We start from the raw sequence: 25,096 nt of genomic DNA, 5'->3' as shown, positions 1-25,096 counted from the left end.
ATCGATCTTTGCGCCTTCTTAAACCGTCTCATCGCTGGCGTCGATTGGCGCGATCAAATCTGGCCCGGAGGCACGGTTCGAATTGACCTTTGGATCGACGCGGAACACCTCGAAATGGTCCTCCGGCGCATGGCTGAGCAGTTTGACCGCGCCTTTGCCCGCCTCCCCCAGCCAGAGGGCGTAATCCTGCGGCTGCAAGGTCACCGGCTCGCGGTGATGAATGGCCTGCATCCCCGGCCCTGCGCCGGTTGTGACGATGGCGCAGGCAGTATGCGCCTCCCCGCCCTGTTCCCAGTTCTGCCAGACACCTGCGAAGACAATCGGGGCGCCATCGACGCGGCGAATGTACCAGGGCAGCCGGTTTTCGTCGGCGTCCTTGGTCCATTCGTAAAACCCCGTGGCCGGGATCAAGCAGCGGCGTTCGCGCACGGCTTGGCGGAACGCAGGTTTTTCGGCAATCGTCTCGCCGCGCGCATTGATCAAAAGCGGACCACCACTGGGCTTTTTGTACCAATGCGGGATGAACCCCCACCGCATCGAGGTAACGTGCCGAATGCCGTCCTGGCTGGTGATCGCATGGACTTGGTTCGTGGGGCAAATGTTGTAATTGGGCAGGTTCGGCAAATCATTGGCAAGCTGCGCGTCAAAGACTTGCGCCATCGCCTCCTTCGGCACGAGATTTGCGAAACGACCGCACATAGATCACAAACTGGCCGACTTGTGGTGGCGAAGGCAAGCATGAACACGTGGCGGCCGCTGCGCACTTTTTTGGTAAAAGCATTGCAGCCCGGGTCGCGCCAGTGATGAAGAAATTTCACCGCGATTCACGCAGATTTTCCTTGACACAAAAACTAGCGCGAATCGGTGTATTTGTTTATGTATCAGTTATCTGGCGAAGGTTTTTTTCTTTCTTGCTGGGGTAATTAGTGGGGAAATATTTGATGACAAAGACTAAAATAATGAGGGGCGTTACGCTCGGCGCAGCGCTTATGTTGGGAACCGCAGCAAGCGCAACTTCCGTGCCACCATGTGGGTTTGGGTCCGGCTTGGCCTGTCAGGCAGACCTCGGTTCGATCTACTATCCGTCGAATACCGGCGGGGGCGACCCTGAGAACGTGGTAGAGCTAGCAGTCGCGGCTGCACTGGGACAACTGTCTATTGACCTGAAGCTGCTCGGCAAAAGCGATGGGGGATATGGTGCAGCTGTTTCTGGCCTCGGCGGAACCTGGACCACGCCTGATGCGGTCGACTACATCACAGTCAAAGCAGCCAATAGCTACATCGTTTTTGACGCGGGTGGCCTGATGACGGGTAGTTGGAGCACCATGGGCATTCTCAACAACGGCGGCAAACAACCGAACGTGTCACACATCTCCTATTGGAGTGGTGGCGGCGTGCCAATGACGCCTGTGCCTCTTCCAGCAGCTGGCTTGATGTTGCTGGCAGGGTTGGGCGGGTTCGCCTTCATGCGCCGAAAGCCGTAACCTTTTAGTCAACGCAAAAAACGCTACATAAAAGGACGGCTTCGGCCGTCCTTTTTCTCGCAACAAATTGACGTCGACGCGTTTAGCACCTGCGCACGGCTGTCCAACGCTCCGCGCGCCAACCCTAGCTTTTACCGCCACAGGTTAAATGCAAACGGAAAAAGCCCCACCGAAGCGGGGCTTTTCCAGCGCAATTTAGGCGCTTATTTCTGCGTGATACGGCCTTCAATGGCGATTGCGTTATCGCCGTTCTCCGCCATGAACTCTGCAACGACATCGGCCAGGTCTGGCCCGTAGTCGTAGGCGTTGTCTGCATCCTTGAACATTTTGTAGCCGTCACCGCCCTGGCGGACGTAGTTGTTGGACACCACGCCATAGGTCTTGGCCGGATCAATCGGTGTGAACGCGCCGTTTTCCATCACCATGACCTCTTGCACGCGGCCCTCCAAAGGCGCCACGGAAGCGTCCCAGGTGAATTTCAGACCGGCCACGGCGGGGAAGCGGCCTTTCACTTCCTCGACCTGGCTCACGCCATTTTCCAGCGCGTCGATGATGTCCTGACCCGAAACCTCGAATGTGGACAGCGTGTTCTGGAAGGGCAGCACGGTCAGCACCTCACCCATCGTGACCTCACCCGCATCGATGGAGGCGCGCACGCCGCCTGCGTTCTGGATCGCGATTTGCACGCCCTGATCCTTGACCCGGTCCAGCATGGCGTCGGCCACCAGATTGCCCATCGCGCATTCCTGCACGCGGCAGACGTCGCGGCTGCCCTCGATTGGCGCGGCGGAGCTTGCCACGACGCGGGTTTTCATCTCGTCAATCGGGCCTGCCAGCTCCGCCACGCGAGCGGTGATGGCGGCGTCTTCCGCGACAGAGGCATCAAGCAGGATCGTGTCACCCTCGACGTTGGTCACGGTGCCCGCATCATCGAAAGTCAGCTTCAAGTGGCCCACATATTTCGAATAGGCATAGGCCTGCGCGACGGGAGTGTTTCCGGCCATTTGCGGATAGGCCAATGCGCCTTCTTCCGTGTTGGACATCTTGGTGTGCGAATGCCCGCCAACCACCGCGTCCAGCCCGTCAACAGCCGCCGCGATTTCCATGTCGCGTGGCAGGCCGACATGGGTCAGCGCAATGATCTTGTTGACGCCCTCGCCGGTCAGCGTGTCGACATCGGCTTGCAGGCTTTCGACCTCGTCGGTGAAAACCACCGCGTCAGAGGGGGAGGAGGTTTCAACCGTATCAACCGCAAGCGCGGAGACAATGCCGATTTTCTGGCCGCCGACCTCAAGCACCACATGATTGTCGATCTTTCCCGCCAGAACGTTGGACTGGCTGACATCGATATTGCCCGAAATCACGGGGAAGCTGACCCCATCGGCCAGCTTGGCCAGACCTTCGTCGCCATCGTCAAATTCGTGGTTGCCGACGGCCATGGCATCAAAACCGATCTGGTTCATAAACTCGATTTCCACGTCGCCCTTATAGGTCGTGTACATCAGCGAGCCCTGGTACTGGTCGCCCGCATCCAGAACGATGACGTTTTCGCCTGCCAGCTCTTCACGCAGCTCGGCGATTTTGGTGGCCACTCGGGCAACACCGCCGAAACATTCGCCAGCCGCGTTATCTTCGGCGCCGCAGGTGGAATCGTATTTGCTGACCGGCTCAATCCGGCTGTGCAGGTCGTTGATATGGATGACGTGTAGCGTGTAGTCGGCCGCGGCGATCCCCGTGGACAGGGCCAGAACGGCGGCAGATGTGAATAGCGTGCGCATGAATGCGTCCCCCGATGTTGAAATTCAATGTCGATAGCTTGGCCCTAGGCTGGCCCAGAGTCAAAGGTCTGATTGCTTGACGCTGGGGCCGGTGCGCGGCATGGATTGGGAATGCTGATCTATAAAATCATGACCGCCGCCCAATGGGCAGAATTTGAGCAAACTGGCGTCTTTAAAGGCGCTTCGATTGATCTGACGGATGGCTACATCCATTTCTCTACGGCCACACAGGCGCGCGAAACCGCCGCCAAGCATTTCGCCGGGCAAACGGATTTGCATCTGGTCTGGGCCGACGGCGACGCATTGGGCGACGCTCTGAAATGGGAGGTTTCGCGCGGCGGTGCCGAATTCCCGCATCTTTACCGCGACTGGCAGCTGTCCGAAGTCGCAGGCGACGCCCCCCTGCCCTTGAACGGTGGCGCCCATGCATTCCCGACTAGCATCGCATGAACGTTCTGGAACGCATCGGCCTGCCGCTTCTTCGGAAGTTTCCGGCGGAAACGGCCCACACGCTTGCGATCAACGCGCTGAATATGGGCCTTGTCGGCGGGCATGGACCGGTGACATCCCCCCGATTGCGCTGCGAGCTGGCAGGCATGGAGCTACCAAACCCAATCGGGCTGGCCGCAGGATTTGACAAAAACGCCGAGGTGATCGCGCCATTGGCCAAGACCGGTTTTGGCTTTCTGGAGGTCGGCGCCGCCACCCCGCGCGCCCAACCCGGCAACCCAAAACCGCGCCTTTTTCGTCTGTCGGAAGACCAAGCCGCCATCAACCGCTTTGGCTTCAACAATGACGGGATGGAGGCGATCACCGAACGTCTGGACGCAGCGCGCGCGAACATTCCCGTGGGCCTGAACCTTGGGGCCAACAAAGACAGCAGCGACAAGGCGGCGGATTTTGGCACCGTTCTGGCGCGCGCCGGGGCCTCAGTAGATTTCGCGACGGTCAACGTGTCGTCGCCCAACACCGAAAAGCTGCGCGACCTGCAGGGCAAGGCGGTGCTGTTCGACCTGTTGGACCGCGTGATGGCGGTGCGCGACCAGCATGCGCGCGGTACGCAAATCTTCCTCAAGATCGCGCCGGATCTGACACAAGACGAGCTGGCGGAAATCGCTGATGTCGCCCTGCACACACGCATTGACGGGATCGTGGCAACCAACACCACTCTGTCGCGCGAAGGGCTTGCAAGCGCGCATAAGGCGCAGGCGGGCGGGTTGTCCGGCCAGCCGCTGTTTGAAAAATCAACCCGCGTCCTGGCTGAGCTGTCAAAGCTGACCGACGGCAAGCTGCCCCTGATCGGTGTCGGCGGGGTAAGTTCGGCGGCGCAGGCCTACGCCAAGATCAAAGCAGGCGCGAGCGCGGTGCAGCTTTACACCGCCATGGTCTATCACGGTGTCGGGCTGGCGGGCGAAATCGCGCTTGAACTGGACGGTTTGCTTGAAGCGGACGGGTTCAGCACGGTCTCTGAGGCAATTGGAACAGGACGCGACGCATGGCTGTAGAAATTTGGCACAACCCGCGCTGCACCAAGTCGCGCCAAACCTTGGCCTTGCTGGATGATCCAAAGGTGCGGCTCTATTTAAACGACGCGCCCTCTCGAGCTGAAATTGAGGCGGCACTTGCCCTACTGGGCCTTGCACCCATTGCGCTGATGCGCACGGGCGAAAAACTGTTCAAAGAGCTGGGCCTGAGCAAAACGGATGACCCGGACACGCTGATAGACGCCATGGCGGCACACCCAATCCTCATCGAACGCCCGATCGTCTTTGCCAATGGCAAAGCCGCGATTGGCCGCCCGCCAGAGGCCGTCTTAGCGATTTTGGACGCCTAGCCGGGTCGACACCTGACCGAGGGCTGGTGTTCTGACATTCATTTAACAGAACTTTATGGCAGCCAGGCACTCTCTACCGAATTTCACTTTGCTACGGTGACCAAAACACCAGACCGTGGGGCGGTCAGGTGTTAGCCCGGCGCCTACGGCTTGAGTCCGGGCCTTTTGGCGAAAGATGTGATACTGGGGAGCTGGCACTTTAGGCCACTATTTTATGTATGTCTTTTTCAGGAGCATTTTTCATGCCATCCACCTCCATTGCCGACTACCAAGTTCTGCGCGACGGGACGTTCACGCTCAAGGACGCCACCAACGATGTCGAAACCTTCACCTTTGCGGTGCCAGACGATCTGAACCGCTCGACCTCCGGCCGGCGCAAATCCGTTCTGACGTTTAACCTGCGCCCGGTGCAGGACAGTCAGGTCACGGTCAGAATGCACACCACCAACATCATGACGAACCGCACGTTTTCGCGAAGCCACACGCGGATGCATCAGGAGACCTTTGACATAGACGCCATCCTGTCGACAGGCGGCGGCGTGCCGGATGCGGGCGCGCGGGTACAATTCATAGTGGTGGGTGAGGTCGTCTTTTCCGACGTCGTGATCTGGTATCAGATCAACCGCTAGGCGCGCTCGGCTGAGCGTTCCAGCGCGGGGTATTTCGCCCCCAGCGTCACGCCCCGCGCAACGAATGAGATCAGCAGCGCCGCCCACAGCCCGTGGTTGCCCAACAGCGGCATCAACACCCAGATCGCGGCCCAGTAGATGACGAACGACACCGCCATCATATTGCGCATGTCGCGCCCCCTTGTTGCGCCAATGAAAATACCATCCAGCATCCATGCGGCGCAGCCGACCAGCGGGGCCGCGACCATCCACCAAAGATACTGGCGCGCTTCGGCCTGAACATCCGGCGCTTTGGCCATCACGTCGATCAGCCATGGGCCGGCAATGGCAAAGAAAATCGCGGCGATCACGCAGACGCCAAGCCCGCCCGTGCTGGCCACAATCGCGGAGCGGCGCACGCGCGCCCGGTCGCCCCGCCCATAGGCCCGCGCGATCAGGGTTTCGGAGGCGAAGGCGAACCCGTCCATCGCGTAGGCGGTGATGTACATGAATTGGATCAGCACCTCATTGGCCGCCAAGGTCACGTCGCCGAACCCCGCGCCCAGGAACACGAAGGACGAAAAGATGATCATCAAAAGCGCCGACCGGATCAGGATATCGACATTGACCAGCATCATCTTGATCAGCCGCGCGCGTTCAAAAATGCGCGGCCATTCGCGCCAGGCCGGGTGGGCAAATGCAGAACGACACAGATAGAGGCCAAGCGCGGCACCGGTGATCTCGGCGATGACCGTGGCAATCGCGACGCCTTCGACGCCCCAGCCAAAGCCCAGCACGAAAACCAGATCGAGCACGATGTTGATCCCGTTCATCACCAGCTGGACCCAGAAAACACCGATGGTTTTCTCCATCGCGACCAGCCAGCCGGTCAGCGCATAGACAGCAATCGCCGCCGGGGCCGACCAAATGCGAATGGCCAGATACTCGCGCGCCAAGGTTTCAACCTCCGGCGTGGCGGGTGACAGCGCGAAAGCGCCCAAAAAAATCAGCGGCTGCAGGATGATCAACAGCACCCCACCTGCCCCCGCGATCAAAAGCGCGCGCGTCAGAAGGGCTGAGACCTCGGCGCTGTCACCCGCGCCTTCGGCCTGACCGACCATGCCGACCGTGCCCATGCGCAAGAAGCCAAAAATCCAGTAGATCGTCGTGAGGATAATCGCGCCCATGGCCACCGCGCCAATCGGCGCGGCCTCCCCCATTTGACCCACGACGCCCACATCGACCGCGCCCAATATCGGGACAGTGGCGTTTGACAGCACAATAGGGCCCGCGATTTTGAAGACACGGGCATGGGTGATGGGTTTGGGTTCAGCCTGCATTATCAGGCGGCGGCGGCATCAGGAAATGTCCGGTCGCCTGCGCGAACAGTTTGGATCGGTTGTCCTGCCATGCCTCCACATGGACTGAGCCATAGCGCCGACCGGATCGGTTGATCCGCGCCCGCGCGTAAGCATCGCGCGGCAGGCCCGTGCGCAGATAGTCAACGGTGAAATCAATGGTCTTGGGCATGCGCGGCAGCACGTCGCCCTCCGGATCGATCCGCCCGGCTTCCAGATCGGACCAAAGCGTGGCCCATGTCAGCTCTATCACCGCCGTGATTTCCAGGAAGGATGCGGTGACACCGCCATGGATCGCGGGCAGAGCCGGGTTGCCGATAAGCGCGGGCTTGTAGGGCAGCACCGCCGTCAGCTCATCCCCGCGCCGGTCAAATTCAACGCCGAGAAAGCCAATATAGGGCACCGCGCGCGTAAGCTTGCTCAAAAGCGCGTCGCGGCGGGTTTTGACGACTTGAACGGGTTCCGGCGCCTTCATGGCTTTCCCCTTTGGAAGGTAAAGGCCCCGGTCGCGGCAGCGACAGGTCGGTCGGTGTCATCGTCCCAGGCGGTCGCACGCACAAAGGCCACGGCGCGGGTGACGTGGTAGCATGTGGCCTCCGCCCGGATACTTTGGCCGGGGGCGGCGGCGCGCATATAGTCGATGCGCAGGTCAATCGTGGCTGTCGCTATGGGCGCGTCTGGATGGCTCATCACGGCCGCCCCGCCGCAGGTGTCCATCAAGGCAGAAACCGCGCCGCCATGAATAACGCCCGAACGCGGATCACCGATCAGGGCTTCATCATAGGGCATGGTTATCACCGCGCGGCCTTCGCCGATCTCGTCCAGGGACATCGACAGTGCCTTGGAAAACGGGATCGCTTCGATAAATTGGCGGGCAATCTTGGTGCGCTCGGCTGGCGTCATGGCGTGCAGCGACCTTCCGGGAATGTTCTGGCCCCCATTTATCCTGCCCGCGACCATCGCCCGCAACCCCGCAAATGAGGTTGTTTGACGAAAGAAACGAAGTTCGGGTAGAAATTAACCATTCGCGCGGCCCGTGCCGCGTCGCCACCACACTGGACCAGCCATGACAGACACCCGTCTTAGCTTTAAGGAAATGTGTGCCGAGTTTGATGTTACCCCGCGTACCTTGCGCTACTACGAATATATTGAGCTGCTGCAGCCCGAACGCGAGGGCCGGTCGCGGTTTTACCACCCACGCGAAATAGCGCGCATGAAACTGATCATGCGTGGCCGCAAGTTCGGCTTTTCGCTGGAAGACATACGGCAATGGCTCGACCTGTATGACGCCGACCCTGAGAACCGGACCCAAATGCAGGCCTGGATTGATCTGGCAGATGGGCAGCTCAATGAGCTGAAGTCACGCCGCAGCCAGATCGACGAAGCAATTGACGACTTGCAGAAACTACGCGACCAGGTGGCGACCGGACTCTGAATCGTCGCAGTTGCGCGCATCATATATGACAACTTTTCTTCTGCGTTCCCCGTTAACCCTTATTTTTAAGGGCGAAATGACTTTTTAGCCGGGAAATAAAATTTCCCAAAATGCGTATATTCTTGGCTGACATTACGTCAACCCGGTTTTGACGTCACGTTACATTTACGTAAACGTCAAGAAGAGTTGTAAGAGTAGTCCAAGAACTCCAGATCGGCCTCACTTCATCAAACGAAACAAATTTCGGCAGAGTAAGGACGATCCAATGACCGAAGGAATTATGACAATACGCGAGATGTGCGAAGCTTTTGGCGTCACGCCACGAACACTGCGCTTCTATGAGGCCAAAGAACTGATCTTTCCGACACGGGAAGGCCAGAGACGGCTTTACAATAAATCCGACCGCGCCCGGCTGAAGCTGATCCTGCGCGGCAAACGCTTCGGCTTCTCGTTGGAAGAAATCCGGCAGCTGCTGGACATGTATTATCTCGACGACCAACAGGCCACGCAGCTGGCTCGCACCTATGAAATCGCCCAAGACCGTCTGGCAGACATGATCCGCCAGCACACCGAACTCGGCGAAGCCATCAAAGACCTCCAAAGCCAAATGCGCTGGGGAGAGAAGATGTTGGCCTCGATGACCCCAGCAAACGCCCCCGCGCAGCCGCCGGGTAAGGCAAACACAGACCAAGACGCATATTCGGAGGAAACCATGCCAACCTACACCGCCCCCGTTAAAGACATGCAATTCGTGCTGCACGAAATGCTGAACGTCACCGGCCAAGACGTGCCGGGCTACGAGGATTTGGACGCGGATTTTACCAGCGCGATCCTGGAAGAGGCTGGCAAGATTTCCACCGAGGTTCTGCAACCTTTGAACGTCATCGGCGACAAAGAGGGCTGCGTTCTGGAAAATGGCGTCGTGCGCACGCCGACAGGCTTCAAAGAGGCCTTCGACCAATTGAAAGAAGGCGGCTGGACCGCATTGGACTGCGATCCTGAATATGGCGGCCAAGGCCTGCCCTATCTGATGGGCACCGCTGTGGGCGAAATGATGGTTTCCGCCAACATGGCGTTCAACATGTATCAGGGTCTGACCCATGGCGCTTATTCCGCGATCCATGCCCATGGCACGGACGCGCAAAAAGCTACCTATCTGCCGAAAATGGTCAGCTGTGACTGGACCGGTACCATGAACCTGACCGAGCCGCATTGCGGCACGGATCTGGGCCTGATGCGCACCAAAGCCGCCCCGCAAGAGGACGGCAGCTACAAAATCACCGGCCAGAAAATCTTCATCTCGGCGGGTGAACACGACATGTCCGACAACATCATCCATCTGGTCTTGGCCAAGATCGAAGGCGGGCCCGAGGGGATCAAAGGTGTATCGCTGTTCATCGTGCCAAAGTTTATGGTGAACGAGGACGGCTCGCTTGGCGCGCGCAATGGCGTCGCTGTCGGCTCCATCGAAGAAAAGATGGGCATCCACGGCAACTCCACCTGCGTGATGAATTATGACGGTGCCACCGGCTACCTGCTGGGCGAAGAACACAAAGGCATGCGCGCCATGTTCACAATGATGAACGAAGCGCGTCTGGGTGTGGGCCTGCAAGGCTACGCGCAAGCCTCCGTCGCCTATGAAAACGCGGTTGTCTACGCCAATGACCGGCTGCAAGGCCGCTACGTGACCGGCGCGAAGAACCCCGACGGCCCGGCCGACCCGCTGATCGTGCATCCCGACATTCGCCGCAACTTGATGGACCAGAAAAGCTTCGTCGAAGGCGCGCGCGCGTTCGTCTTCTGGGGTGCCAGCCTGATTGACCGGGCGCATCTGAACGATGATGCCGACGCGGACGGGCTGATCTCCCTGATGACGCCGGTGATCAAAGGCTTCCTGTCCGATAAGGGCTTTGAATACGCCACGGCCGCTCAACAGGTCTATGGCGGCCACGGCTATATCGAGGAATGGGGCATGTCGCAGTTTGCGCGCGATGCCCGGATCGCGATGATCTATGAAGGTGCCAACGGCGTGCAGGCGCTTGATCTTGTCGGCCGCAAGCTGGCGCAGGACGGCGGCAAGCATGTCATGGCCTTCTTCGAGATGGTCAAAAGCTTCATCAAGGAAAATTCCGGCGACGAGGCGTTCGACAAGAGCTTCATGGAGCCGCTGAAAGCTGCATCAAAAGACCTGCAGGCGGCGGGCATGTATTTCATGCAAAACGGCATGAAGAACCCCAACAACGCGTTGTCCGGCTCTTACGACTTTATGCATATGATGGGTCATGTCTGCCTGGGCCTGATGTGGGCGCGGATGGCGAAAGCGGCGCAAACCGCCATCGACAACGGCGCCACCGACCGCGATTTCTACGACAGCAAAATCGCCACCGGGCGCTACTACATGGCGCGGCAATTGCCCTCGACCAAAATGCATTTGGCGCGCATTGAATCTGGTGCCGATACTGTGATGGCGCTTGAGGCTGCGAACTTCTAAGCTTGGGGTCTGGGCGGGACTAATCCCGCCCGTGAACCTGAAGGAGGAACAGATGCCAAGACGGTTGCGACTGACCCGACGTGTGAACCTTGCGATGAGCGAGGACGGATGGCGGCGGCTGAAAAAATTCAGTGCTGAGGCCGGGTTAGACGAGGGCGAGGCACTGTCCTTCCTGTTTGAAAATTTCAGCTCGGTGATGGACGAGGACAATCTCACCCACCGCCTGCGGCTGTTTAATTCCGAGCTGGAGGCCCGAAAGAAATGACGATGAAACTACACTGCTTCGGCGAAAGCGGACATTCTTACAAAGCAGCGCTTACCTTGCAGCTGATGCGGGCCGACTGGGAGCCGGTTTTTGTCGACTTCTTTAACGGCGGCGTGCGCAGCGACGACTACCGCACGCTCAATGTGATGGGCGAGGCCCCGGTGCTGATCGATGGCGACAAAACCCTCACCCAATCGGGCGTGATCCAGCAATATCTGGTCGACAAAACCGGCAAGCTTGGCGGCGCGCGTGAGGACAAATACGAAGTCCTGCGTTGGGTCCTGTGGGACAACCACAAATTGTCCAGCCAAGCGGGCGTTGCCCGGTTCTTGCTGAACTTCCTGCCAGAGGACAAGCGCCCGAAAGAGGCGATCGGCTTCATCCAGTCTCGCATGATGGGTGCGCTCAAAGTGCTCAACGACCATCTCGATGGGCGCGACTGGCTGGCGGGCGACAGCCTGACCGTGGCCGACCTGACCTGCTGCGGCTACCTGTTCTACGACGAACCCTTCGGGTTCATCCGCGCCGACTGGCCCAATATCGATGCATGGCTGACGCGCATCTCAGAACAGCCCGGCTGGAAACACCCCTATGACTTGATGCAAAGGGCCTATCAGGCATGAGCCTTAAAGCCGCCACTTTGCTGCGTATGATCCCCCTGCCCGCGATAAAAGCGGTGCAGGGACGGAGGACATATGTTCAGCAAAACGGCGCTTGGTGCCATCTGGGTCTACCAAACATATATCTCGCCCCATAAGGGCTTCCGCTGCGCCTATGCCGTCCATCACGGCGGCGCGGGTTGTTCGGGCTATGCCAAAGGTGCAATCCAAGACCACGGTCTATGGCAGGCCATCCCTTTCATCCGCCGGCGATTGCGCGACTGCAAAGCGGCCTATGCCGAAATCAAAGCCAACTGCACTTGCCGCTCAGAACCGCTCAGCGAAAAAGAACGTGCCGAGCTTGAGCGCCGCCGCAAGAAAGACAAACGCTCCTGCACCAAAACAGATTTCTGTCTCGGCTGCGGCGATTGCGGCACCGGTTTTGGCGGTTGCGGGGGCGCAGGCGGGCGCGCTGCGGCGTCAAGCAAGGCCTGCGACGTCAACCCATGCGACGGCGATATCGGCATTGGCGGCTGCGATTGCGCGTCGTGTGACTGCGGCGGGTGTTCCTGCGGCGGCTGACCTTTCAAGGTCCCGCGCATGATTTTCTGGGCATTTCTCATCGGTATGGCGCTCTGCGCGCTGACCCTGTCGCTGATCGCACATGAAGACAGCCATGATAAATTCGGCTCCGCTGTCGCGATGTTTTGCGGCTGGTGCGCCTTCGCGATGCTCTTGATGGGCGGCACATGGGGGCTTGGCATTGTTCTGCCCGGCATCGCCGCCGCCTGTGTGATGGTTTTACGGACAACGACTTTCGGCAAGCGGATTTCTGCTCTTGCCACTTATAAAATGCCCTTCGGGATTGGCGCGCTGGTGTGCAGCGTGTTGGTCTGGCTGGGCGTGCTCAATATGATGGAAGGACTCCCGAATGGCTGATGCCTATATCTACGACGCCGTGCGCTCGCCGCGTGGCAAGGGCCGCAAAGATGGCAGCCTGCATGAGGTCACGGCGGCGCGCCTGTCGGCCCAAATCCTCAACGCGCTCAAAGCCCGCAACGGGCTTGAAGGCCACGCGGTTGAGGACGTGATCTGGGGCAACGCAACCCAGGTCATGGAACAAGGCGGCTGCTTGGCACGCACGGCGGTGCTGGCATCAGACCTGTGCCAATCCATACCGGGCCTGTCGATCAACCGGTTCTGCGCCTCGGGGATGGAGGCCGTGAACTTGGCCGCCAACCAGGTCGCAGGCGGCGCAGGCGACGCCTATATCGCAGGCGGCGTCGAGATGATGGGCCGCGTGGCCATGGGCAGCGACGGCGCGGCAATTGCCGTGGACCCGTCGATTGCGATGGACACGTACTTTGTGCCGCAAGGCATCTCCGCCGACATTATCGCGACCGAATATGGCTTCACCCGCGACCAAGCTGACACGCTCGCCGTTGAATCGCAGCGTCGCGCAAAGGCCGCATGGGATGACAACAGGTTCGAAAAATCCATTGTCACCGTAAAGGACCAAAACGGCCTGCCGATCCTCGATCACGACGAATACATGCGCCCCGGCTCCGACATGCAGTCCATGGGATCGCTGAACCCGGCCTTCCAGGCCATGGGCGAGGTTATGCCCGGCTTCGACAAGGTCGCGCTGATGAAGTACCCGCATCTGGAGAAGATCAACCACATCCACCACGCGGGCAATTCGTCGGGCATCGTGGACGGCTCGGCCGCTGTGCTGGTCGGCTCAAAAGAATTCGGCGAACAGATGGGCTTGAAGCCACGCGCGCGCATCCGCGCCACGGCCAAAATCGGGCTGGACCCAACGATCATGCTGACCGGTCCCGTGCCCGTGACCGAGCATATCATGAAAAACTCAGGCATGAGCATTTCCGACATTGATCTGTTTGAGGTGAATGAGGCCTTCGCCTCCGTGGTGCTGCGGTTCCAGCAGGCATTCGACGTCGACCCTGAGCTGGTCAATGTGAATGGCGGCTCGATCGCGATGGGCCACCCGCTGGGGGCCACCGGCGCGATCATCATCGGCACATTGCTTGATGAGCTAGAGCGCACCGACAAGGAAACCGGGCTCGCCACGCTTTGCGTAGCCTCCGGCATGGGTGCGGCAACCATCATCGAAAGGGTCTAGTTCAAGACAGATGGGAAGCCAAAGGGACGAGGAAGCCTGGCGCATTGCGTCATACATGGTCGAACGGACCCGATCGACGCTGATCGAAGGGGATTTTGACGGCTATGCGGCGGCGTTCACATACCCGCATGTCATCATCACGACGGAAAAGACGATTAAAATCGAAGATCTGGACGACATGAAAAGACTCTACGAAAACATCCGCGCCTCCTACGAGAAAATGGGTTTGACCCATGTTTCGCGCGAGTGTTTGGCGGCCGAATTTCGAGCCGACGGCGTTCTACAAGTCGCTCATGTCAACCACCTGATGTCAGGCACCCGCCGCTTGAATGACCCGATTCCCGTCTACTCCAATCTCGTCAAGGGAAGCGACGGGAAATGGCGCATTTCCAAAGCGGAATACGCAATTGACAAGAAGCTACCCTTTGGCGCTGCCCTCGAGGTGGACCAACACAGCAAGCCATTGAAGGTGAAATAATATGCCAAAAATTGACATCTCCAAACTGCCTGTTGAAACCGGCTCCGGCTACCCCGGCCACCGCGCCGCCTTGATGGAGGGCCGCAGCCAAGTGCGGTTGGGAAAAGCGGCCGGGCTGACCCAATTTGGCGCAAATCTGGTCACGCTCGCGCCCGGCGCGCTATCGTCGTTGCGGCACTGGCATATGGAACAGGACGAGTTTTTGGTCGTCACGCAAGGTGTCTGCACCTTGATTGACGACCACGGCGAGACCGCTTTGCACCCGGGCGACTGCGCTGCATTTCCGGCAGGCGACGCCAACGGTCATCACATCAAAAACACATCCGACGCGCCAGCCGCATTCGTCGTTATCGGCACCCACACCGCAACCGAGACCGGATTTTACAGCGACGAGGACATGATGGTGCGGGCCAAAGACGGCACTTTCGAGTTTACCCGCAAGGACGGGGGCCCCTTGACTAAAATGACTGTCCAAAAGAGCTCCAAGAAAGCCGCCTGCGACATCTACCAGGAGGTGCTCGACGCCCTATCGGACGCGCTGATGGCGAAAGACGAAGCCGTGCTGGCCGAGCGCGTGACCTACCCTTTTCGCGTCTCGACGACGGAGGAGGAATTCATCATCGAATCCGCCGTCGATTGGCTTCAATGCGCCGCGATCTTTCGCGACAACCTGATCGCGCAAGGCGTCAATCACTACATCCGCCTCGTCACGGATGCCGAATTTCTCAGCGAAAGCTACATTCGCGGCAGCCACATCACGCACACGATGCGCAACGCAAATATCGTTGTGCCCGCCTATGAAAACCACTCTACGCTTGTCCGCGTGGACGGTATCTGGCGGTTCAGCGAAATGGACAGTGCAATCCAGAACAACCGCTGGCCAATTTCAATGTCGAAGGTGCCCAATGGCAGCCGGCGAGATTGGCAAGAGACCCTGCCCGAGACAGACATTAGACGTTTCAGCGCCTCGCCGCTGGCGCTCTATCAAAGCTTTCTCGACGAGCTATCAGCAATCAACATGGCGGGTGATTTCGACGGCTGGTGCGCGCGCTGCACCTTCCCGCACAGCGTTCACATAGAGCAGGTCGACGACGTCATCGAGACGCCAGATGAGATCTCGCCCGTTCCTGAAAATGATGCGCGAGCAGATCGAAACCCACGAGATCGACGAGCTAAAGCGCGTGGCGACCAATGCTGAATTTATCAGCGCCACAAGGCTATGCGGCTACCATACGACAACGTTTGAATCCAAAGGCCAGGTAAAGCTCGGCCCCATCATGTCGCGCTACATTCTCAACCGCACCGGCACATCATGGCGCATGTCGTCGGTGACCAATTCACTTTCCAACACGGAATTCCCCTATTCCACGCCCAAGCCAGGTGACGCCCTGGTCTCGTTGCGTGAAATCCAAGAAAGGACGCTAAAGAAATGACCGACTTCACCATGAGCACCGACGCCGACGGCGTGGCCACAATCACATGGGACACGGTGGGCAAGTCTATGAACGTGCTGAACCGGCAGGGGTTTTACGATCTCGACGCGCTGGTTAATCAGGCCCTGGCCGATGACGCTGTGAAGGGTGTGATCATCACCTCGGGCAAGGACGGCACATTCGCAGGCGGCATGGATTTGAACGTCATCGCGCAGATGAAAAACGACGCGGGCGACAACCCCGCCCAAGGTTTGATGGACGGGCTGATGGCCTCGCATGGCGTTCTGCGCAAGATCGAACGCGGCGGCATGGATGACAAGAACAAGGGCGGCAAGCCCATTGCCTGCGCCATGCCCGGCACCGGCCTTGGCATCGGGTTCGAAATCCCTCTGGCCTGCCACCGCATCTTTGTCGCCGACAACCCAAAGGCCAAAATCGGCCTGCCCGAAATTCTGGTCGGCATTTTCCCCGGCATGGGCGGCACCACGCGGCTGGTGCGCAAAATGGGCGCCATGGCGGCGTCACCCTTCCTGCTGGAAGGCAAGCTGAGCGATCCGAAAAAAGCCAAAATGGCCGGTCTGGTGGACGAAGTTGTGCCTGCAGATGAGCTGCTTGCAGCCGCCAAGGCTTGGGTTCTGTCCGAACCAAAGATCGTCAAACCATGGGACGAGAAGGGCTACAAAATGCCCGGCGGCAAGCCGTATTCGCCCGAAGGTTTCATGACTTATGTCGGCGCCTCCGCCATGATCAACGGCAAGACCCAAGGCGTCTACCCGGCCGCCAAGGCGCTGCTATCGGCCGCCTATGAGGGCGCGATGGTGCCATTCGACACCGCCATTCGGATCGAAGCCCGCTGGTTTACTAATGTGCTGATGAACCCAAGCTCAGGCGCGATGATCCGTTCGCTCTTCATCAACAAGGAAGCGCTTGAAAAAGGCGCGGTGCGCCCGGATGTGGCCGATGAAAAGGTCCAGAAAGTCGGCGTCATCGGCGCGGGCATGATGGGCGCGGGCATCGCGCTGGTCTCCGCGCTTGCGGGCATCGAGGTCGTGCTGATCGACAGCAAGCAGGAGGCCGCGGACAAGGGCAAATCCTACACCGCCAGCTACATGGACAAGGGCATCGCCCGCAAAAAGGCCACCGAAGAGAAGAAAGAGGCGGTGCTTGGCCTGATCAACGCCACCACAGATTATGCCGCCCTTGAAGGCTGCGATCTGATCGTGGAGGCCGTGTTCGAAGACGTCGGCGTCAAAGCAGATGTCACCGCCAAGGTGCAGGCCGTCACCGGCCCCGATTGCATCTTCGCGACGAACACCTCCACCCTGCCAATCACCGAACTCGCCAAGGCGTCGAACAACGAAGAGCAATTCATCGGCATCCACTTCTTCTCCCCCGTGGACAAGATGCTGCTGGTCGAGATCATCAAAGGCGCCAAAACCGGCGACCGGGCCGTGGCCAAGGCACTGGATTTCGTGCGCCAAATCAAGAAAACGCCCATCGTGGTAAATGATGAACGCTTCTTCTACGCCAACCGCTGCATCATCCCCTACATCAACGAAGGGATCCGCATGGTCACAGAGGGCGTCGAACCTGCGCTGATCGAAAACGCCGCCAAGCTGATCGGCATGCCACTGGGCCCACTGCAATTGGTCGATGAAACCTCCGTCGATCTGGGCGTCAAAATCGCCAAAGCCACCAAAGCCGCTTTGGGCGACGCATACGACGATGCGGTGGATGAAATCCTGTTCTGGATGGAAGGCGAAGGCCGCTTGGGTCGCAAATCAAAGGCTGGGTTCTACAGCTACGACGACAAAGGCAAGCGCCAGCTGCTGTGGGACGGCCTGGCCGCCAAATACCCTGTCGCGACCGACCAGCCCGATCTGGCGGAGGTACAAAACCGCCTGCTCTTCGCGCAGGTGCTTGAAGCCGTTGGCGCACTGGAGGAAGGCGTGTTGATGGATATCCGGGAAGGCGATGTCGGCGCGATCCTCGGCTGGGGCTTCGCACCGTGGTCTGGCGGGCCGCTGAGCTGGCTCGACATGGTCGGCACCCCTTGGGCGGTGGAGACCACCAACGCATTGGCGATCAAACACGGGAAACGGTTCAAAGCCCCTGCCCTGCTGGAAGACATGGCCAGCAAGGAAGAGGCGTTCTACGACCGGTTTGACCCGGCCAAAGCGGCCTAAGCGGGCATCGAAACGGGGCCCGCCTGACGCGGTGGGCCTTATTTCTTCTTCTGCATCCCGGAAATCTGCTTCAAGACCATGCGGCGTGGCATCATCGGGATGATCCATTGCATCAACACGCTCAGCATCGGCTCATTCACCGTGACCAGCTTGCCCCGCATCATCGCGTCATAGCCGTGTTTGGCCACACTGGCGGCGGATGCACCGCCCGATTTGACCAGATTTGTGCCTTCCAAACCGGCAACCTCAGCGAATTCAGTTTTGACATAGCCCGGCGCCAACACGGTGCAGGTGACGCCTTTGGCGCGCAGCTCCTCATCGATGGCTTGGCTGAAGGAATTCACGAAAGCCTTGGTCGCAAAGTAGACGGCCTGCAATGGGCCGGGCGCAAAGCCAGCGGTTGAGCCCACGTTGAGAATTCGGCCCTTGCCGCGCTCCGCCATTTTGCCGCCAAAATGGTGCGTCAGGGCAACCAGCGCTTTGATGTTGAGGTCGATCATGGCCTGTTCTGCCGCCAAATCGCGCTCGACATGGATGCCGTGGCCGCCGAAGCCCGCATTGTTGATCAGAATATCAACCTGAAGCCCGGCGGCTTCAACGGCCTTGATCAATGCGTCCGCACCACCTTCCACGCCCAGATCCAGGGCGAAGACATGCACGGCAATACCGTGCTCAGCCTCAAGCTCAGATTTCAGGGCGTTCAGCGTGGCCTCCCTCCGTGCGGTCACGATCACGTCGCCGCCTTTGCGGGCATGGTAGCGGGCGAATTCCGTTCCGATGCCGGCAGAGGCACCTGTGATCAGGGCGGTATTGGGCATGATATCTCCTAAACCTGTGCGGTGGGTTGTTTGGCAGTTAAAACTGCATTGCCCAACAAAAAAGACCCGGCGATGAAAAACCGGGCCTTCTTTGAGGAAACGTCACGGCATGTGACCTTCTTCGAGGGGGAACTTATATCCAGGCATGCGGCGCGGGCCGCGTGCGGGGGGCCTGCGTGTCGGCCTTCAATTCGCGCATCAACATCCGCGACTGGCGGTCGCCAAGCGGCAGGAAATTGTGAACATTGGTCATGTCCGGCAGGTCGAAAAACACCCCGCCCTGCGTGACCAGCGTTTGCGGTGCGTCGAACACCAGCGTCACATGTGTCAGGTCACGGGCGATCTGGGCCCGTGCAATGCCGCGATATCCAACCAGATTTTCAGCCCGGACAGAGACGCAATTATGGCCAAACAATGTGCCAGCGGCTTTGTTTTCCAGAACCAGCCGCATCGACGGCGCCACAACAAGCGGCTTGTGATTGCCAAGCGCGCCTTCGGGGATCATCAGCGGCCAATGGCCAGCGGCGGCGGAATGCGACGACACGCTGAGCGCGCCTTTTTCAAGGCCCGCCAGAGGTTGCGGGCCGTTTTCTGCGGTCAGGACTATGTCGCCAACTTGCAAGTCTTCAACGCGCACCCAAGCATCGGGTGTTGCGATTTCGGTGCCCGCGAAAAACCCCGGTGCCGGAGCCACGTTCAACACCAACGGATCTGGCCGTTTGGTCACTTTGCGTTTTGATTTGAAAAACATCAGTCCCACCTGTCGTTTACTCGTTAACCAAGTGATGCAGGCAGAAGATGCCCTCGAATTGACTGCAAAGAGGTAATTTCAGGGCAGATTGTGTCTAAAATGAGAACAGTCTTTTAGTCGAATGCGTAGCCAAAGCGTTCGATATCCTCAGCGGCCAGTTCGCACAGCAATGTGCGGTCGCTCAGTGAATAATAGCCCTGATAGGCGTCCCCGCGCGCCGACGCATTCTCATGCGGGAACGGGCGCAGCTTCAACCCGATCAGGTCTTCCAGCTTGGGCAAGTCCTCGTCCAGATGTTCGAGGCGGACGAACATATCGCACTGCTCGACCCCATCCGCATCGCTGACATAGCGCCCATAGGGATTGGCCCGGAACGTGGCCTGCGTATGCGGGTGGTTCAGAAATTCCGAAAAACCAGCGGTTTTGGCGATGCGCACGGCCTCATGGTAGAAATCCTGCTGCTGCAGCCAATGATAATAGCTGACCATCCGGTCCCACGGGTTGCGCACCATGGTAAAAACGCGGGCCCGCGCGATCTGTTCCGGGCTGACCAGCCCGACAATGTCGTGCAGCGTTGAATGTTTCCAAAGCCTGCCGCTGGCCGCCACATCCTTGGCGCGCGCGCGCCGTTTCAACGCCTTGGGCGTGTCGCCCAGCATGATGTCATCCTTCGCAGCGCGGTTTTCCAGCGCAACCGCCATAGAGGTGCCACCCGTTTTCGGGATGTGGATGAACAGGTAATTGTGCTTTTCGCTGTAGATCATGCCGGTGGCGCCTCGTTTCGGGTGCGCAGTATGATGACAAGCCCCGCCGCCACGATCAAGACGATGCCCAAAAGACCCAGCGCGTCCGGCACCTCGCCCCAAAGCATATAGGCCCAGAACCCGGCAGAGATCAGGAAAGCGTATTCGAACACGGCGACATGGCTGGCCTCCGCGATCTGGTAGGCGCGGGTGATGAAGCCCAGCCCCGCCAGGGACACCACGCCTTGCGCCACCACCCAGAACACCGAATTCTTGGTCCAGGCCTGCCATCCACTTGCGAAAAATCCGTCTGTTATGGGGTCTGTCACCGCGCCTATGGCCCAGAAATAGACCAGCCCCGCTGCGCCCCATAGGCCCAGAACGGCAAAGAAACCCACCACCAGCGCGGCGGTGCCCTCACCCTCGCAATAGACCCGGGTGCAGACAGCGCCGTAGCCGTAAAACAGCCCCGCCAGAACGGGCACAAGCGAGACCGCATTGAACGCGCCTGCGTCCGGGCGCAGCAACAACAGCACACCCAAAAAGCCTAGACCCACCGCAAAAACACGCCAGCGCCCAATCGGCATGCCGTAAAACAGGGCCGAGATCACTAGCACAAAGATCGGCGCCGTGAACAACCCGGCGCCCACTTGCGCAATCGGCAAAACGGCGACGGCGGCAAAGTAGAAAATCATCGCCGTGGCGGTGAAAAAGCTGCGAAAGGCCACGGCCCCCACCCGTTTTGGGCGCACGCCCCAGCCCAGCCACAAGGCCAGCGGCACCAACACCCCCAGCACCATCACCGAGCGGGCAAAATGGAACTGCCAAAGCCCTATATCTTGCGCCATCAGCTTCACGAAATTGTCGATAAAGCCCAGCAGCGCCATGCCGCAGACCGCGAAAAGCGCCGCCTGTGCGGTTTTCTGTGCGGCCATGGCGCGCTCCGTTTTTGCTCTTTAAAAATGTCTGACATTTCGACAGTATCCGTGTCCATCAAAATTAGAATTTGGGAGGATTCTATGGGTTGGATGTCCGACGAGATCGGCTTGGAAAAACGCGCGGCAAACTACGTGCCCCTGACGCCGCTTAGCCATCTGAACCGCGCCAAAACTGTCTTCCCCGGGAAGGAAGCGCTGGTCTACGGAGCCCGCCGTTTCACCTACGCCCAGTACCACGCGCGCGTCTCGCAGCTGGCCTCCGCGCTGCATCAACGCGGCATCGCGCCGGGCGACGTCGTGGCCACCCTGATCCCCAACCTGCCCGCGCAGGCCGAGGCGCATTTCGGCGTGCCCGCTTGCGGCGCAGTGCTGAACACGATCAACACAAGGCTCGACACCAGCACAGTGGCCTACATATTCGATCACGGCGAGGCCAAGATCGTGCTTTGCGACACCCAGTTCTTGCCGCTGGCCGAGGCCGCCAAAGCCGCCTGCGAAGGCGACGGCCCCGAGATCATCGAGGTCGCCGACCCACAAGCCAACTACCCCGCCACCGGGCGCTTCCCCGAATATGAGGACGTGCTGAACGGCGGCGACCCGAATTTCGCATGGCTCATGCCCGAAGATGAATGGGAAAGCCTCGCGCTGAACTACACCTCCGGCACCACCGGCAGGCCCAAAGGCGTGGTCTACCACCACCGCGGAGCCTACCTGATGACGATGGGTACGGTGATCTCCTGGCGGATGCAGCTGTTCCCGAAATTTCTGGCCATTGTGCCGCTGTTTCACTGCAATGGCTGGAACCACACTTGGATGATGCCCGTGCTGGGCGGCACGGTGCATTGCTGCCGCGATGTCACGGCGGAGGCGATTTATGCGGCCATCGCCGATGAGGGCGTCACCCATTTCGGCGGCGCACCGATCGTGCTGAACATGATCGTGAACGCACCGGACAATGCCCGCAAACCCTTCAACCACACGGTCGAGGTGTTCACCGCAGGCGCCCCCCGGCCCCCGCGACGCTGGCTGCCATCGAAAAGCTCGGCTTCAACATCACGCAAGTCTACGGCCTGACGGAAACCTATGGCCATGTGACCGAATGCATCTGGAACGACGACTGGGACGCGCAACCACAGGACCAGAAAGCCGCAATCAAAGCCCGGCAGGGTGTGGCCTTGCCGACGATGGAACAGGTCACTGTGGTCGACGCAGATAACGCGCAGATCCCGATGGACGGCGCAGCGCAAGGCGAAATCGTGATGCGCGGCAATTCGGTGATGAAAGGCTATCTGAAAAACCCTGACGCCACCGAGGAGGCATTTGCCGGCGGGCATTTCCATTCCGGCGACATCGCCATCCAGTACCCCGACGGCTACATCCAGATCGCCGACCGGATGAAGGACATCATCATCTCCGGCGGCGAAAACATCTCATCAGTCGAGGTCGAAAGCGTGCTCATGTCCCACCCCGACGTCTCCCTCTGCGCCGTGGTCGCCAAGCCTGATGAGAAGTGGGGAGAGGTCCCCTGCGCCTTCATCGAGCTGAAAGACGGCGCCACAGGCGACGCCGACAGCCTGATCGCCCACACGCGGTCGCAACTCGCCGGCTTCAAAACCCCCAAAACAGTGGTGTTCCAAGAGCTCCCCAAAACCTCCACCGGCAAAATCCAAAAATTCATGCTGCGCGAGCAGGCCAAAGGAATGTGAGGTATGGGGCACCCTAACAGTTACCCGAGGGTTAGTTCGAATAGGGCGTCGTCGGAAATTCCATGGTGGTGTAAGCGAGCGACTGCGCCGGTAAGCTGCGTTCTTTGCGGCAGATGCCCCGCCGCTTTGCGGCATTCTCCAGAACGGTGAACGTATCGGTTACCTCTGCTGGTGGCGTGCAGTTGTAGTGGGATCTTGCCTCGCATATGCCGCGTTTGACCGCCAGCGCACGCATGAAGGGACATAATATGTCATGTTCCAAAGACGCGCCTTCAAATGCGCTTTCCACCTCTTTGGGCAGGCCACCAACTTTGAAACGTTCAAATATGCCGTAGAGCGCAACCTTGTCCTGTAGGTAAATCATCAGCTCTGTAACGTCGTGGTTAGAGGTGATTATCGCATTGATGCTGTAGGGCTCCAGCTTGAAAAAAGGCTGTTCTGGATTGGCACGCTGCTTTGTCAGGACATAGTTTTTCCATGTTTCCGGATTGTAGGGCGCCGCAAAGATGAGCCGCTCAGCATAGTCAACGAGAGTATCCAAATCAGGCTGACCTATGACCTTGTAGCTGGTGTCACCATTTGGATCGTTTTGGACTTCTATCTCAGGCTCGGTCAACTTGAACAAGGCTTGGGGTGAAAAAGGATTGTTTTCAATCTCTTGCTCCCACTGCTTGTAATCCCGAACATGGTGAATGGCACTCATGCGGGGCAACCCGTATGTCGCGCCAATCGCGGCATCAAACCACGACGCTTTTATTGGCTCTATGGTGTCGGGATCTTTGAGGATCTCGTAGGCAAGCAAAGCTTCTTCTCGCGTTGCCTCCATTTTCAGGAGGAAATGTAACCTCAGTTTGTTGAGATGCGGCAGGTCGCCTTTGGCAAGCCGTTCTCCAACCCAGTCACGTTGATCATCAAACCAAAAGGCGCGGCTGATTTTGCACGACAGAACAGGCTCCACGGGGGCGTCCCAATAACGCTCCGCATATGTGTCGCAAAGCGCCGCTGCATCCACATATTTACCGCCCCAGCCCCAGCGATGCGTAGCGGCTGCACGCCTAAGAGAGCCAGAATTTGGATCGGTCGCCATCACAGTATCAATAACCGCTCGGACAGCCGGGAGCTGGTTTGTCTGACTGGCGACAGCAAACATGGCATCACTGGCAGGGATGAGGCGCGGGGAACTGGCATAGGCCGATGAGGCGAGACGCCAAACCTCCCTCTGTAGGTGCGAGAAGGCACCCATGGCCGCATGGTATGTTTCGCGCGCGTTTTCTTCGCCTCTCAACCCCCAGCTGAACTTATGCAGATACCAGGCCAGCGCAACTTGGGCAAAAGGGGACTCGGGCAATTCAGTGAGCCACCTATCCGCGAAAGTGCCATTTTCGAGATTGGCCCAGGTAAACGGGTCATAAAGCGCACGCATTTCTTCTGCGGTGATCTCTCCGGTTTCAAAACGGGCCTGCATCTGGGAAAAATGTGCCTCAATAGCGTCGACGTCTTGCGCTTTTATGAAAGACTGGACGTTCTCGATGATTGCGTCCTTGCCAAACTCAGTCGAGCTCGATTGCCCAAAAGCACCGACTGGGAACGACAAACAAAATAAGAAAGCTATGAGTCTAACGGCCATGAATAATTCCAATCTAAATCTTTGTGAAAGCTAGACAGAGCAATGGGCAGAATTGTGGCACGTGTTCGACGTCGATCATGACTCCCTCTGGATATCGCGTAGTTGGTTTTGTGAAATTTGGTGGAAAAACGACAATCGTGTTTTTTGCAATCTCTCTGCCGGTGCTGAATGCCCTCTACTAGTCTGAGAATACACATTAATTCAGCACATAAGCCGTCATATGCTCTCAATCCGCCCCACTGAACAGAACTAGGAAAATCCAAGGTGGATAAGATTAACTAAGGGAATAATTTACCAGCTGATCCAGTTTGCCTCAGAGGCCAGAAACTTTCATCAGATCGGTCGCCCGGGCTTGTTCACGCGTGAGGCTATCGAAGGTCCGGTGCGCGGACGAAGTTGACCTTTAGTTAAGGCTTACGAA

General features: G+C 58.9%; 26 protein-coding genes and 2 pseudogenes. 18 read left to right on the top strand and 10 right to left on the bottom strand.

Annotation, left to right across the window (positions count from 1 at the left end):
* Window positions 1-18: 18 nt before the first annotated feature.
* On the bottom strand, window positions 19-699 hold the full coding sequence (locus ACZ1G7_RS18055) for an SOS response-associated peptidase (RefSeq protein ID WP_472660764.1): 681 nt from the start codon (window positions 697-699) through the stop codon (window positions 19-21).
* Between the two features lie 260 nt (window positions 700-959).
* On the opposite strand from ACZ1G7_RS18055, the gene ACZ1G7_RS18050 reads away from it, so the two are divergent.
* The gene (locus ACZ1G7_RS18050; protein ID WP_472660763.1) at window positions 960-1,484 is read left to right on the top strand and encodes a VPLPA-CTERM sorting domain-containing protein; all 525 of its coding nucleotides are present in this window, start codon (window positions 960-962) and stop codon (window positions 1,482-1,484) included.
* Between the two features lie 203 nt (window positions 1,485-1,687).
* Here the strand turns inward: ACZ1G7_RS18050 and ACZ1G7_RS18045 are convergent, their stop codons facing one another.
* Window positions 1,688-3,262, bottom strand: coding sequence for a bifunctional metallophosphatase/5'-nucleotidase (locus ACZ1G7_RS18045; protein ID WP_472660762.1), 1,575 nt, complete (start codon window positions 3,260-3,262; stop codon window positions 1,688-1,690).
* A 111-nt stretch (window positions 3,263-3,373) separates the two neighbouring features.
* Here ACZ1G7_RS18045 and ACZ1G7_RS18040 point away from each other — a divergent pair, with 111 nt between their 5' ends.
* The 4 genes from ACZ1G7_RS18040 (at window position 3,374) to ACZ1G7_RS18025 (ending at window position 5,725) form a co-directional block, all read left to right on the top strand.
* Window positions 3,374-3,712: a DUF952 domain-containing protein gene (locus ACZ1G7_RS18040; RefSeq protein ID WP_472660761.1), complete on the top strand. Its 339-nt coding sequence runs from the start codon at window positions 3,374-3,376 to the stop codon at window positions 3,710-3,712.
* The gene (locus tag ACZ1G7_RS18035) at window positions 3,709-4,767 is read left to right on the top strand and encodes a quinone-dependent dihydroorotate dehydrogenase (protein WP_472660760.1); all 1,059 of its coding nucleotides are present in this window, start codon (window positions 3,709-3,711) and stop codon (window positions 4,765-4,767) included. The genes ACZ1G7_RS18040 and ACZ1G7_RS18035 overlap by 4 nt, the downstream gene beginning before the upstream one ends.
* The gene (gene arsC / locus ACZ1G7_RS18030; protein WP_472660759.1) at window positions 4,758-5,096 is read left to right on the top strand and encodes an arsenate reductase (glutaredoxin); all 339 of its coding nucleotides are present in this window, start codon (window positions 4,758-4,760) and stop codon (window positions 5,094-5,096) included. The genes ACZ1G7_RS18035 and arsC overlap by 10 nt, the downstream gene beginning before the upstream one ends.
* A gap of 242 nt (window positions 5,097-5,338) precedes the next feature.
* Window positions 5,339-5,725, top strand: a complete 387-nt coding sequence (locus ACZ1G7_RS18025; RefSeq protein WP_472660758.1) for a hypothetical protein — start codon at window positions 5,339-5,341, stop codon at window positions 5,723-5,725.
* Here the strand turns inward: ACZ1G7_RS18025 and ACZ1G7_RS18020 are convergent.
* Genes ACZ1G7_RS18020 through ACZ1G7_RS18010 form a run of 3 tightly spaced genes read right to left on the bottom strand, consistent with a single transcriptional unit; the run spans window position 5,722 to window position 7,965 of the window.
* Entirely contained in the window at window positions 5,722-7,044 is a 1,323-nt protein-coding gene (locus tag ACZ1G7_RS18020) for an MATE family efflux transporter (RefSeq protein WP_472660757.1), read from the bottom strand. The genes ACZ1G7_RS18025 and ACZ1G7_RS18020 overlap by 4 nt on opposite strands.
* Window positions 7,034-7,537, bottom strand: a complete 504-nt coding sequence (locus ACZ1G7_RS18015) for a PaaI family thioesterase (RefSeq protein ID WP_472660756.1) — start codon at window positions 7,535-7,537, stop codon at window positions 7,034-7,036. Before ACZ1G7_RS18015 ends, ACZ1G7_RS18020 begins: the two co-directional genes overlap by 11 nt.
* Window positions 7,534-7,965 carry a PaaI family thioesterase gene (locus ACZ1G7_RS18010; protein ID WP_472660755.1) on the bottom strand — a complete coding sequence of 144 codons (432 nt, stop codon included), beginning with the start codon at window positions 7,963-7,965 and terminating at the stop codon, window positions 7,534-7,536. Before ACZ1G7_RS18010 ends, ACZ1G7_RS18015 begins: the two co-directional genes overlap by 4 nt.
* Before the next feature lie 163 nt (window positions 7,966-8,128).
* Here ACZ1G7_RS18010 and ACZ1G7_RS18005 point away from each other — a divergent pair, with 163 nt between their 5' ends.
* The 12 genes and pseudogenes from ACZ1G7_RS18005 (at window position 8,129) to ACZ1G7_RS17950 (ending at window position 18,092) form a co-directional block, all read left to right on the top strand.
* Window positions 8,129-8,497 carry a MerR family transcriptional regulator gene (locus ACZ1G7_RS18005; RefSeq protein ID WP_472660754.1) on the top strand — a complete coding sequence of 123 codons (369 nt, stop codon included), beginning with the start codon at window positions 8,129-8,131 and terminating at the stop codon, window positions 8,495-8,497.
* 265 nt (window positions 8,498-8,762) lie between these two features.
* Window positions 8,763-9,041: pseudogene (locus ACZ1G7_RS18000) on the top strand (MerR family transcriptional regulator); the annotation flags it as partial.
* Between the two features lie 168 nt (window positions 9,042-9,209).
* Window positions 9,210-10,988, top strand: a complete 1,779-nt coding sequence (locus ACZ1G7_RS17995; protein WP_472663759.1) for an acyl-CoA dehydrogenase C-terminal domain-containing protein — start codon at window positions 9,210-9,212, stop codon at window positions 10,986-10,988.
* Between the two features lie 52 nt (window positions 10,989-11,040).
* The gene (locus ACZ1G7_RS17990; RefSeq protein WP_472660753.1) at window positions 11,041-11,253 is read left to right on the top strand and encodes a hypothetical protein; all 213 of its coding nucleotides are present in this window, start codon (window positions 11,041-11,043) and stop codon (window positions 11,251-11,253) included.
* Entirely contained in the window at window positions 11,250-11,876 is a 627-nt protein-coding gene (locus tag ACZ1G7_RS17985) for a glutathione S-transferase family protein (protein WP_472660752.1), read from the top strand. The genes ACZ1G7_RS17990 and ACZ1G7_RS17985 overlap by 4 nt, the downstream gene beginning before the upstream one ends.
* Before the next feature lie 72 nt (window positions 11,877-11,948).
* Entirely contained in the window at window positions 11,949-12,434 is a 486-nt protein-coding gene (gene yidD, locus ACZ1G7_RS17980) for a membrane protein insertion efficiency factor YidD (RefSeq protein WP_472660751.1), read from the top strand.
* 18 nt (window positions 12,435-12,452) lie between these two features.
* On the top strand, window positions 12,453-12,791 hold the full coding sequence (locus ACZ1G7_RS17975) for a hypothetical protein (RefSeq protein ID WP_472660750.1): 339 nt from the start codon (window positions 12,453-12,455) through the stop codon (window positions 12,789-12,791).
* Entirely contained in the window at window positions 12,784-13,995 is a 1,212-nt protein-coding gene (locus tag ACZ1G7_RS17970) for an acetyl-CoA C-acetyltransferase (protein WP_472660749.1), read from the top strand. The genes ACZ1G7_RS17975 and ACZ1G7_RS17970 overlap by 8 nt, the downstream gene beginning before the upstream one ends.
* A gap of 10 nt (window positions 13,996-14,005) precedes the next feature.
* Window positions 14,006-14,473 (top strand): hypothetical protein, encoded by a 468-nt coding sequence (locus ACZ1G7_RS17965; protein WP_472660748.1) that lies wholly within the window; start codon window positions 14,006-14,008, stop codon window positions 14,471-14,473.
* Window position 14,474: 1 nt separating this feature from the next.
* A complete protein-coding gene (locus ACZ1G7_RS17960) occupies window positions 14,475-15,671 on the top strand; it encodes a cupin domain-containing protein (RefSeq protein WP_472660747.1) in 1,197 nt (398 codons plus the stop codon).
* On the top strand, window positions 15,655-15,906 hold the full coding sequence (locus tag ACZ1G7_RS17955; RefSeq protein ID WP_472660746.1) for a hypothetical protein: 252 nt from the start codon (window positions 15,655-15,657) through the stop codon (window positions 15,904-15,906). Before ACZ1G7_RS17960 ends, ACZ1G7_RS17955 begins: the two co-directional genes overlap by 17 nt.
* Window positions 15,903-18,092: a 3-hydroxyacyl-CoA dehydrogenase NAD-binding domain-containing protein gene (locus tag ACZ1G7_RS17950; protein WP_472660745.1), complete on the top strand. Its 2,190-nt coding sequence runs from the start codon at window positions 15,903-15,905 to the stop codon at window positions 18,090-18,092. The genes ACZ1G7_RS17955 and ACZ1G7_RS17950 overlap by 4 nt, the downstream gene beginning before the upstream one ends.
* A 38-nt stretch (window positions 18,093-18,130) precedes the next feature.
* Here ACZ1G7_RS17950 and ACZ1G7_RS17945 read toward each other — a convergent pair whose 3' ends face one another.
* From ACZ1G7_RS17945 to ACZ1G7_RS17930, 4 genes are all read right to left on the bottom strand, one after another.
* Complete coding sequence (locus ACZ1G7_RS17945; protein WP_472660744.1) at window positions 18,131-18,910, bottom strand: SDR family NAD(P)-dependent oxidoreductase; 780 nt, start codon at window positions 18,908-18,910, stop codon at window positions 18,131-18,133.
* A 133-nt stretch (window positions 18,911-19,043) separates the two neighbouring features.
* Window positions 19,044-19,661, bottom strand: a complete 618-nt coding sequence (locus ACZ1G7_RS17940; RefSeq protein WP_472660743.1) for a Hint domain-containing protein — start codon at window positions 19,659-19,661, stop codon at window positions 19,044-19,046.
* Between the two features lie 113 nt (window positions 19,662-19,774).
* Window positions 19,775-20,425 (bottom strand): sulfotransferase family 2 domain-containing protein, encoded by a 651-nt coding sequence (locus tag ACZ1G7_RS17935; protein ID WP_472660742.1) that lies wholly within the window; start codon window positions 20,423-20,425, stop codon window positions 19,775-19,777.
* Window positions 20,422-21,339 carry a DMT family transporter gene (locus ACZ1G7_RS17930; RefSeq protein ID WP_472660741.1) on the bottom strand — a complete coding sequence of 306 codons (918 nt, stop codon included), beginning with the start codon at window positions 21,337-21,339 and terminating at the stop codon, window positions 20,422-20,424. The genes ACZ1G7_RS17935 and ACZ1G7_RS17930 overlap by 4 nt, the downstream gene beginning before the upstream one ends.
* Window positions 21,340-21,423: 84 nt before the next feature.
* On the opposite strand from ACZ1G7_RS17930, the pseudogene ACZ1G7_RS17925 reads away from it, so the two are divergent.
* Window positions 21,424-23,048 (top strand): annotated as a pseudogene (locus ACZ1G7_RS17925) (AMP-binding protein).
* A 31-nt stretch (window positions 23,049-23,079) separates the two neighbouring features.
* On the opposite strand, the gene ACZ1G7_RS17920 reads toward ACZ1G7_RS17925, so the two are convergent.
* The gene (locus tag ACZ1G7_RS17920) at window positions 23,080-24,675 is read right to left on the bottom strand and encodes a hypothetical protein (protein WP_472660740.1); all 1,596 of its coding nucleotides are present in this window, start codon (window positions 24,673-24,675) and stop codon (window positions 23,080-23,082) included.
* Window positions 24,676-25,096: the final 421 nt, after the last annotated feature.

The sequence above is a fragment of the Litoreibacter sp. JB4-2 genome (genome assembly GCF_055693445.1).
The sequence above is the reverse complement of the archived record's forward strand: the minus strand, read 5'-3'. Positions and strand labels throughout refer to the sequence as shown.

Coding starts and splice junctions, on each gene's coding strand:
- ACZ1G7_RS18055 (WP_472660764.1), bottom strand. CDS start 699: ATGTGCGGTCGTTTCGCAAATCTCGTGCCGAAGGAGGCGATGGCGCAA.
- ACZ1G7_RS18050 (WP_472660763.1), top strand. CDS start 960: ATGAGGGGCGTTACGCTCGGCGCAGCGCTTATGTTGGGAACCGCAGCA.
- ACZ1G7_RS18045 (WP_472660762.1), bottom strand. CDS start 3,262: ATGCGCACGCTATTCACATCTGCCGCCGTTCTGGCCCTGTCCACGGGG.
- ACZ1G7_RS18040 (WP_472660761.1), top strand. CDS start 3,374: ATGCTGATCTATAAAATCATGACCGCCGCCCAATGGGCAGAATTTGAG.
- ACZ1G7_RS18035 (WP_472660760.1), top strand. CDS start 3,709: ATGAACGTTCTGGAACGCATCGGCCTGCCGCTTCTTCGGAAGTTTCCG.
- arsC (WP_472660759.1), top strand. CDS start 4,758: ATGGCTGTAGAAATTTGGCACAACCCGCGCTGCACCAAGTCGCGCCAA.
- ACZ1G7_RS18025 (WP_472660758.1), top strand. CDS start 5,339: ATGCCATCCACCTCCATTGCCGACTACCAAGTTCTGCGCGACGGGACG.
- ACZ1G7_RS18020 (WP_472660757.1), bottom strand. CDS start 7,044: ATGCAGGCTGAACCCAAACCCATCACCCATGCCCGTGTCTTCAAAATC.
- ACZ1G7_RS18015 (WP_472660756.1), bottom strand. CDS start 7,537: ATGAAGGCGCCGGAACCCGTTCAAGTCGTCAAAACCCGCCGCGACGCG.
- ACZ1G7_RS18010 (WP_472660755.1), bottom strand. CDS start 7,965: ATGACGCCAGCCGAGCGCACCAAGATTGCCCGCCAATTTATCGAAGCG.
- ACZ1G7_RS18005 (WP_472660754.1), top strand. CDS start 8,129: ATGACAGACACCCGTCTTAGCTTTAAGGAAATGTGTGCCGAGTTTGAT.
- ACZ1G7_RS17995 (WP_472663759.1), top strand. CDS start 9,210: ATGCCAACCTACACCGCCCCCGTTAAAGACATGCAATTCGTGCTGCAC.
- ACZ1G7_RS17990 (WP_472660753.1), top strand. CDS start 11,041: ATGCCAAGACGGTTGCGACTGACCCGACGTGTGAACCTTGCGATGAGC.
- ACZ1G7_RS17985 (WP_472660752.1), top strand. CDS start 11,250: ATGACGATGAAACTACACTGCTTCGGCGAAAGCGGACATTCTTACAAA.
- yidD (WP_472660751.1), top strand. CDS start 11,949: ATGTTCAGCAAAACGGCGCTTGGTGCCATCTGGGTCTACCAAACATAT.
- ACZ1G7_RS17975 (WP_472660750.1), top strand. CDS start 12,453: ATGATTTTCTGGGCATTTCTCATCGGTATGGCGCTCTGCGCGCTGACC.
- ACZ1G7_RS17970 (WP_472660749.1), top strand. CDS start 12,784: ATGGCTGATGCCTATATCTACGACGCCGTGCGCTCGCCGCGTGGCAAG.
- ACZ1G7_RS17965 (WP_472660748.1), top strand. CDS start 14,006: ATGGGAAGCCAAAGGGACGAGGAAGCCTGGCGCATTGCGTCATACATG.
- ACZ1G7_RS17960 (WP_472660747.1), top strand. CDS start 14,475: ATGCCAAAAATTGACATCTCCAAACTGCCTGTTGAAACCGGCTCCGGC.
- ACZ1G7_RS17950 (WP_472660745.1), top strand. CDS start 15,903: ATGACCGACTTCACCATGAGCACCGACGCCGACGGCGTGGCCACAATC.
- ACZ1G7_RS17945 (WP_472660744.1), bottom strand. CDS start 18,910: ATGCCCAATACCGCCCTGATCACAGGTGCCTCTGCCGGCATCGGAACG.
- ACZ1G7_RS17940 (WP_472660743.1), bottom strand. CDS start 19,661: ATGTTTTTCAAATCAAAACGCAAAGTGACCAAACGGCCAGATCCGTTG.
- ACZ1G7_RS17935 (WP_472660742.1), bottom strand. CDS start 20,425: ATGATCTACAGCGAAAAGCACAATTACCTGTTCATCCACATCCCGAAA.
- ACZ1G7_RS17930 (WP_472660741.1), bottom strand. CDS start 21,339: ATGGCCGCACAGAAAACCGCACAGGCGGCGCTTTTCGCGGTCTGCGGC.
- ACZ1G7_RS17920 (WP_472660740.1), bottom strand. CDS start 24,675: ATGGCCGTTAGACTCATAGCTTTCTTATTTTGTTTGTCGTTCCCAGTC.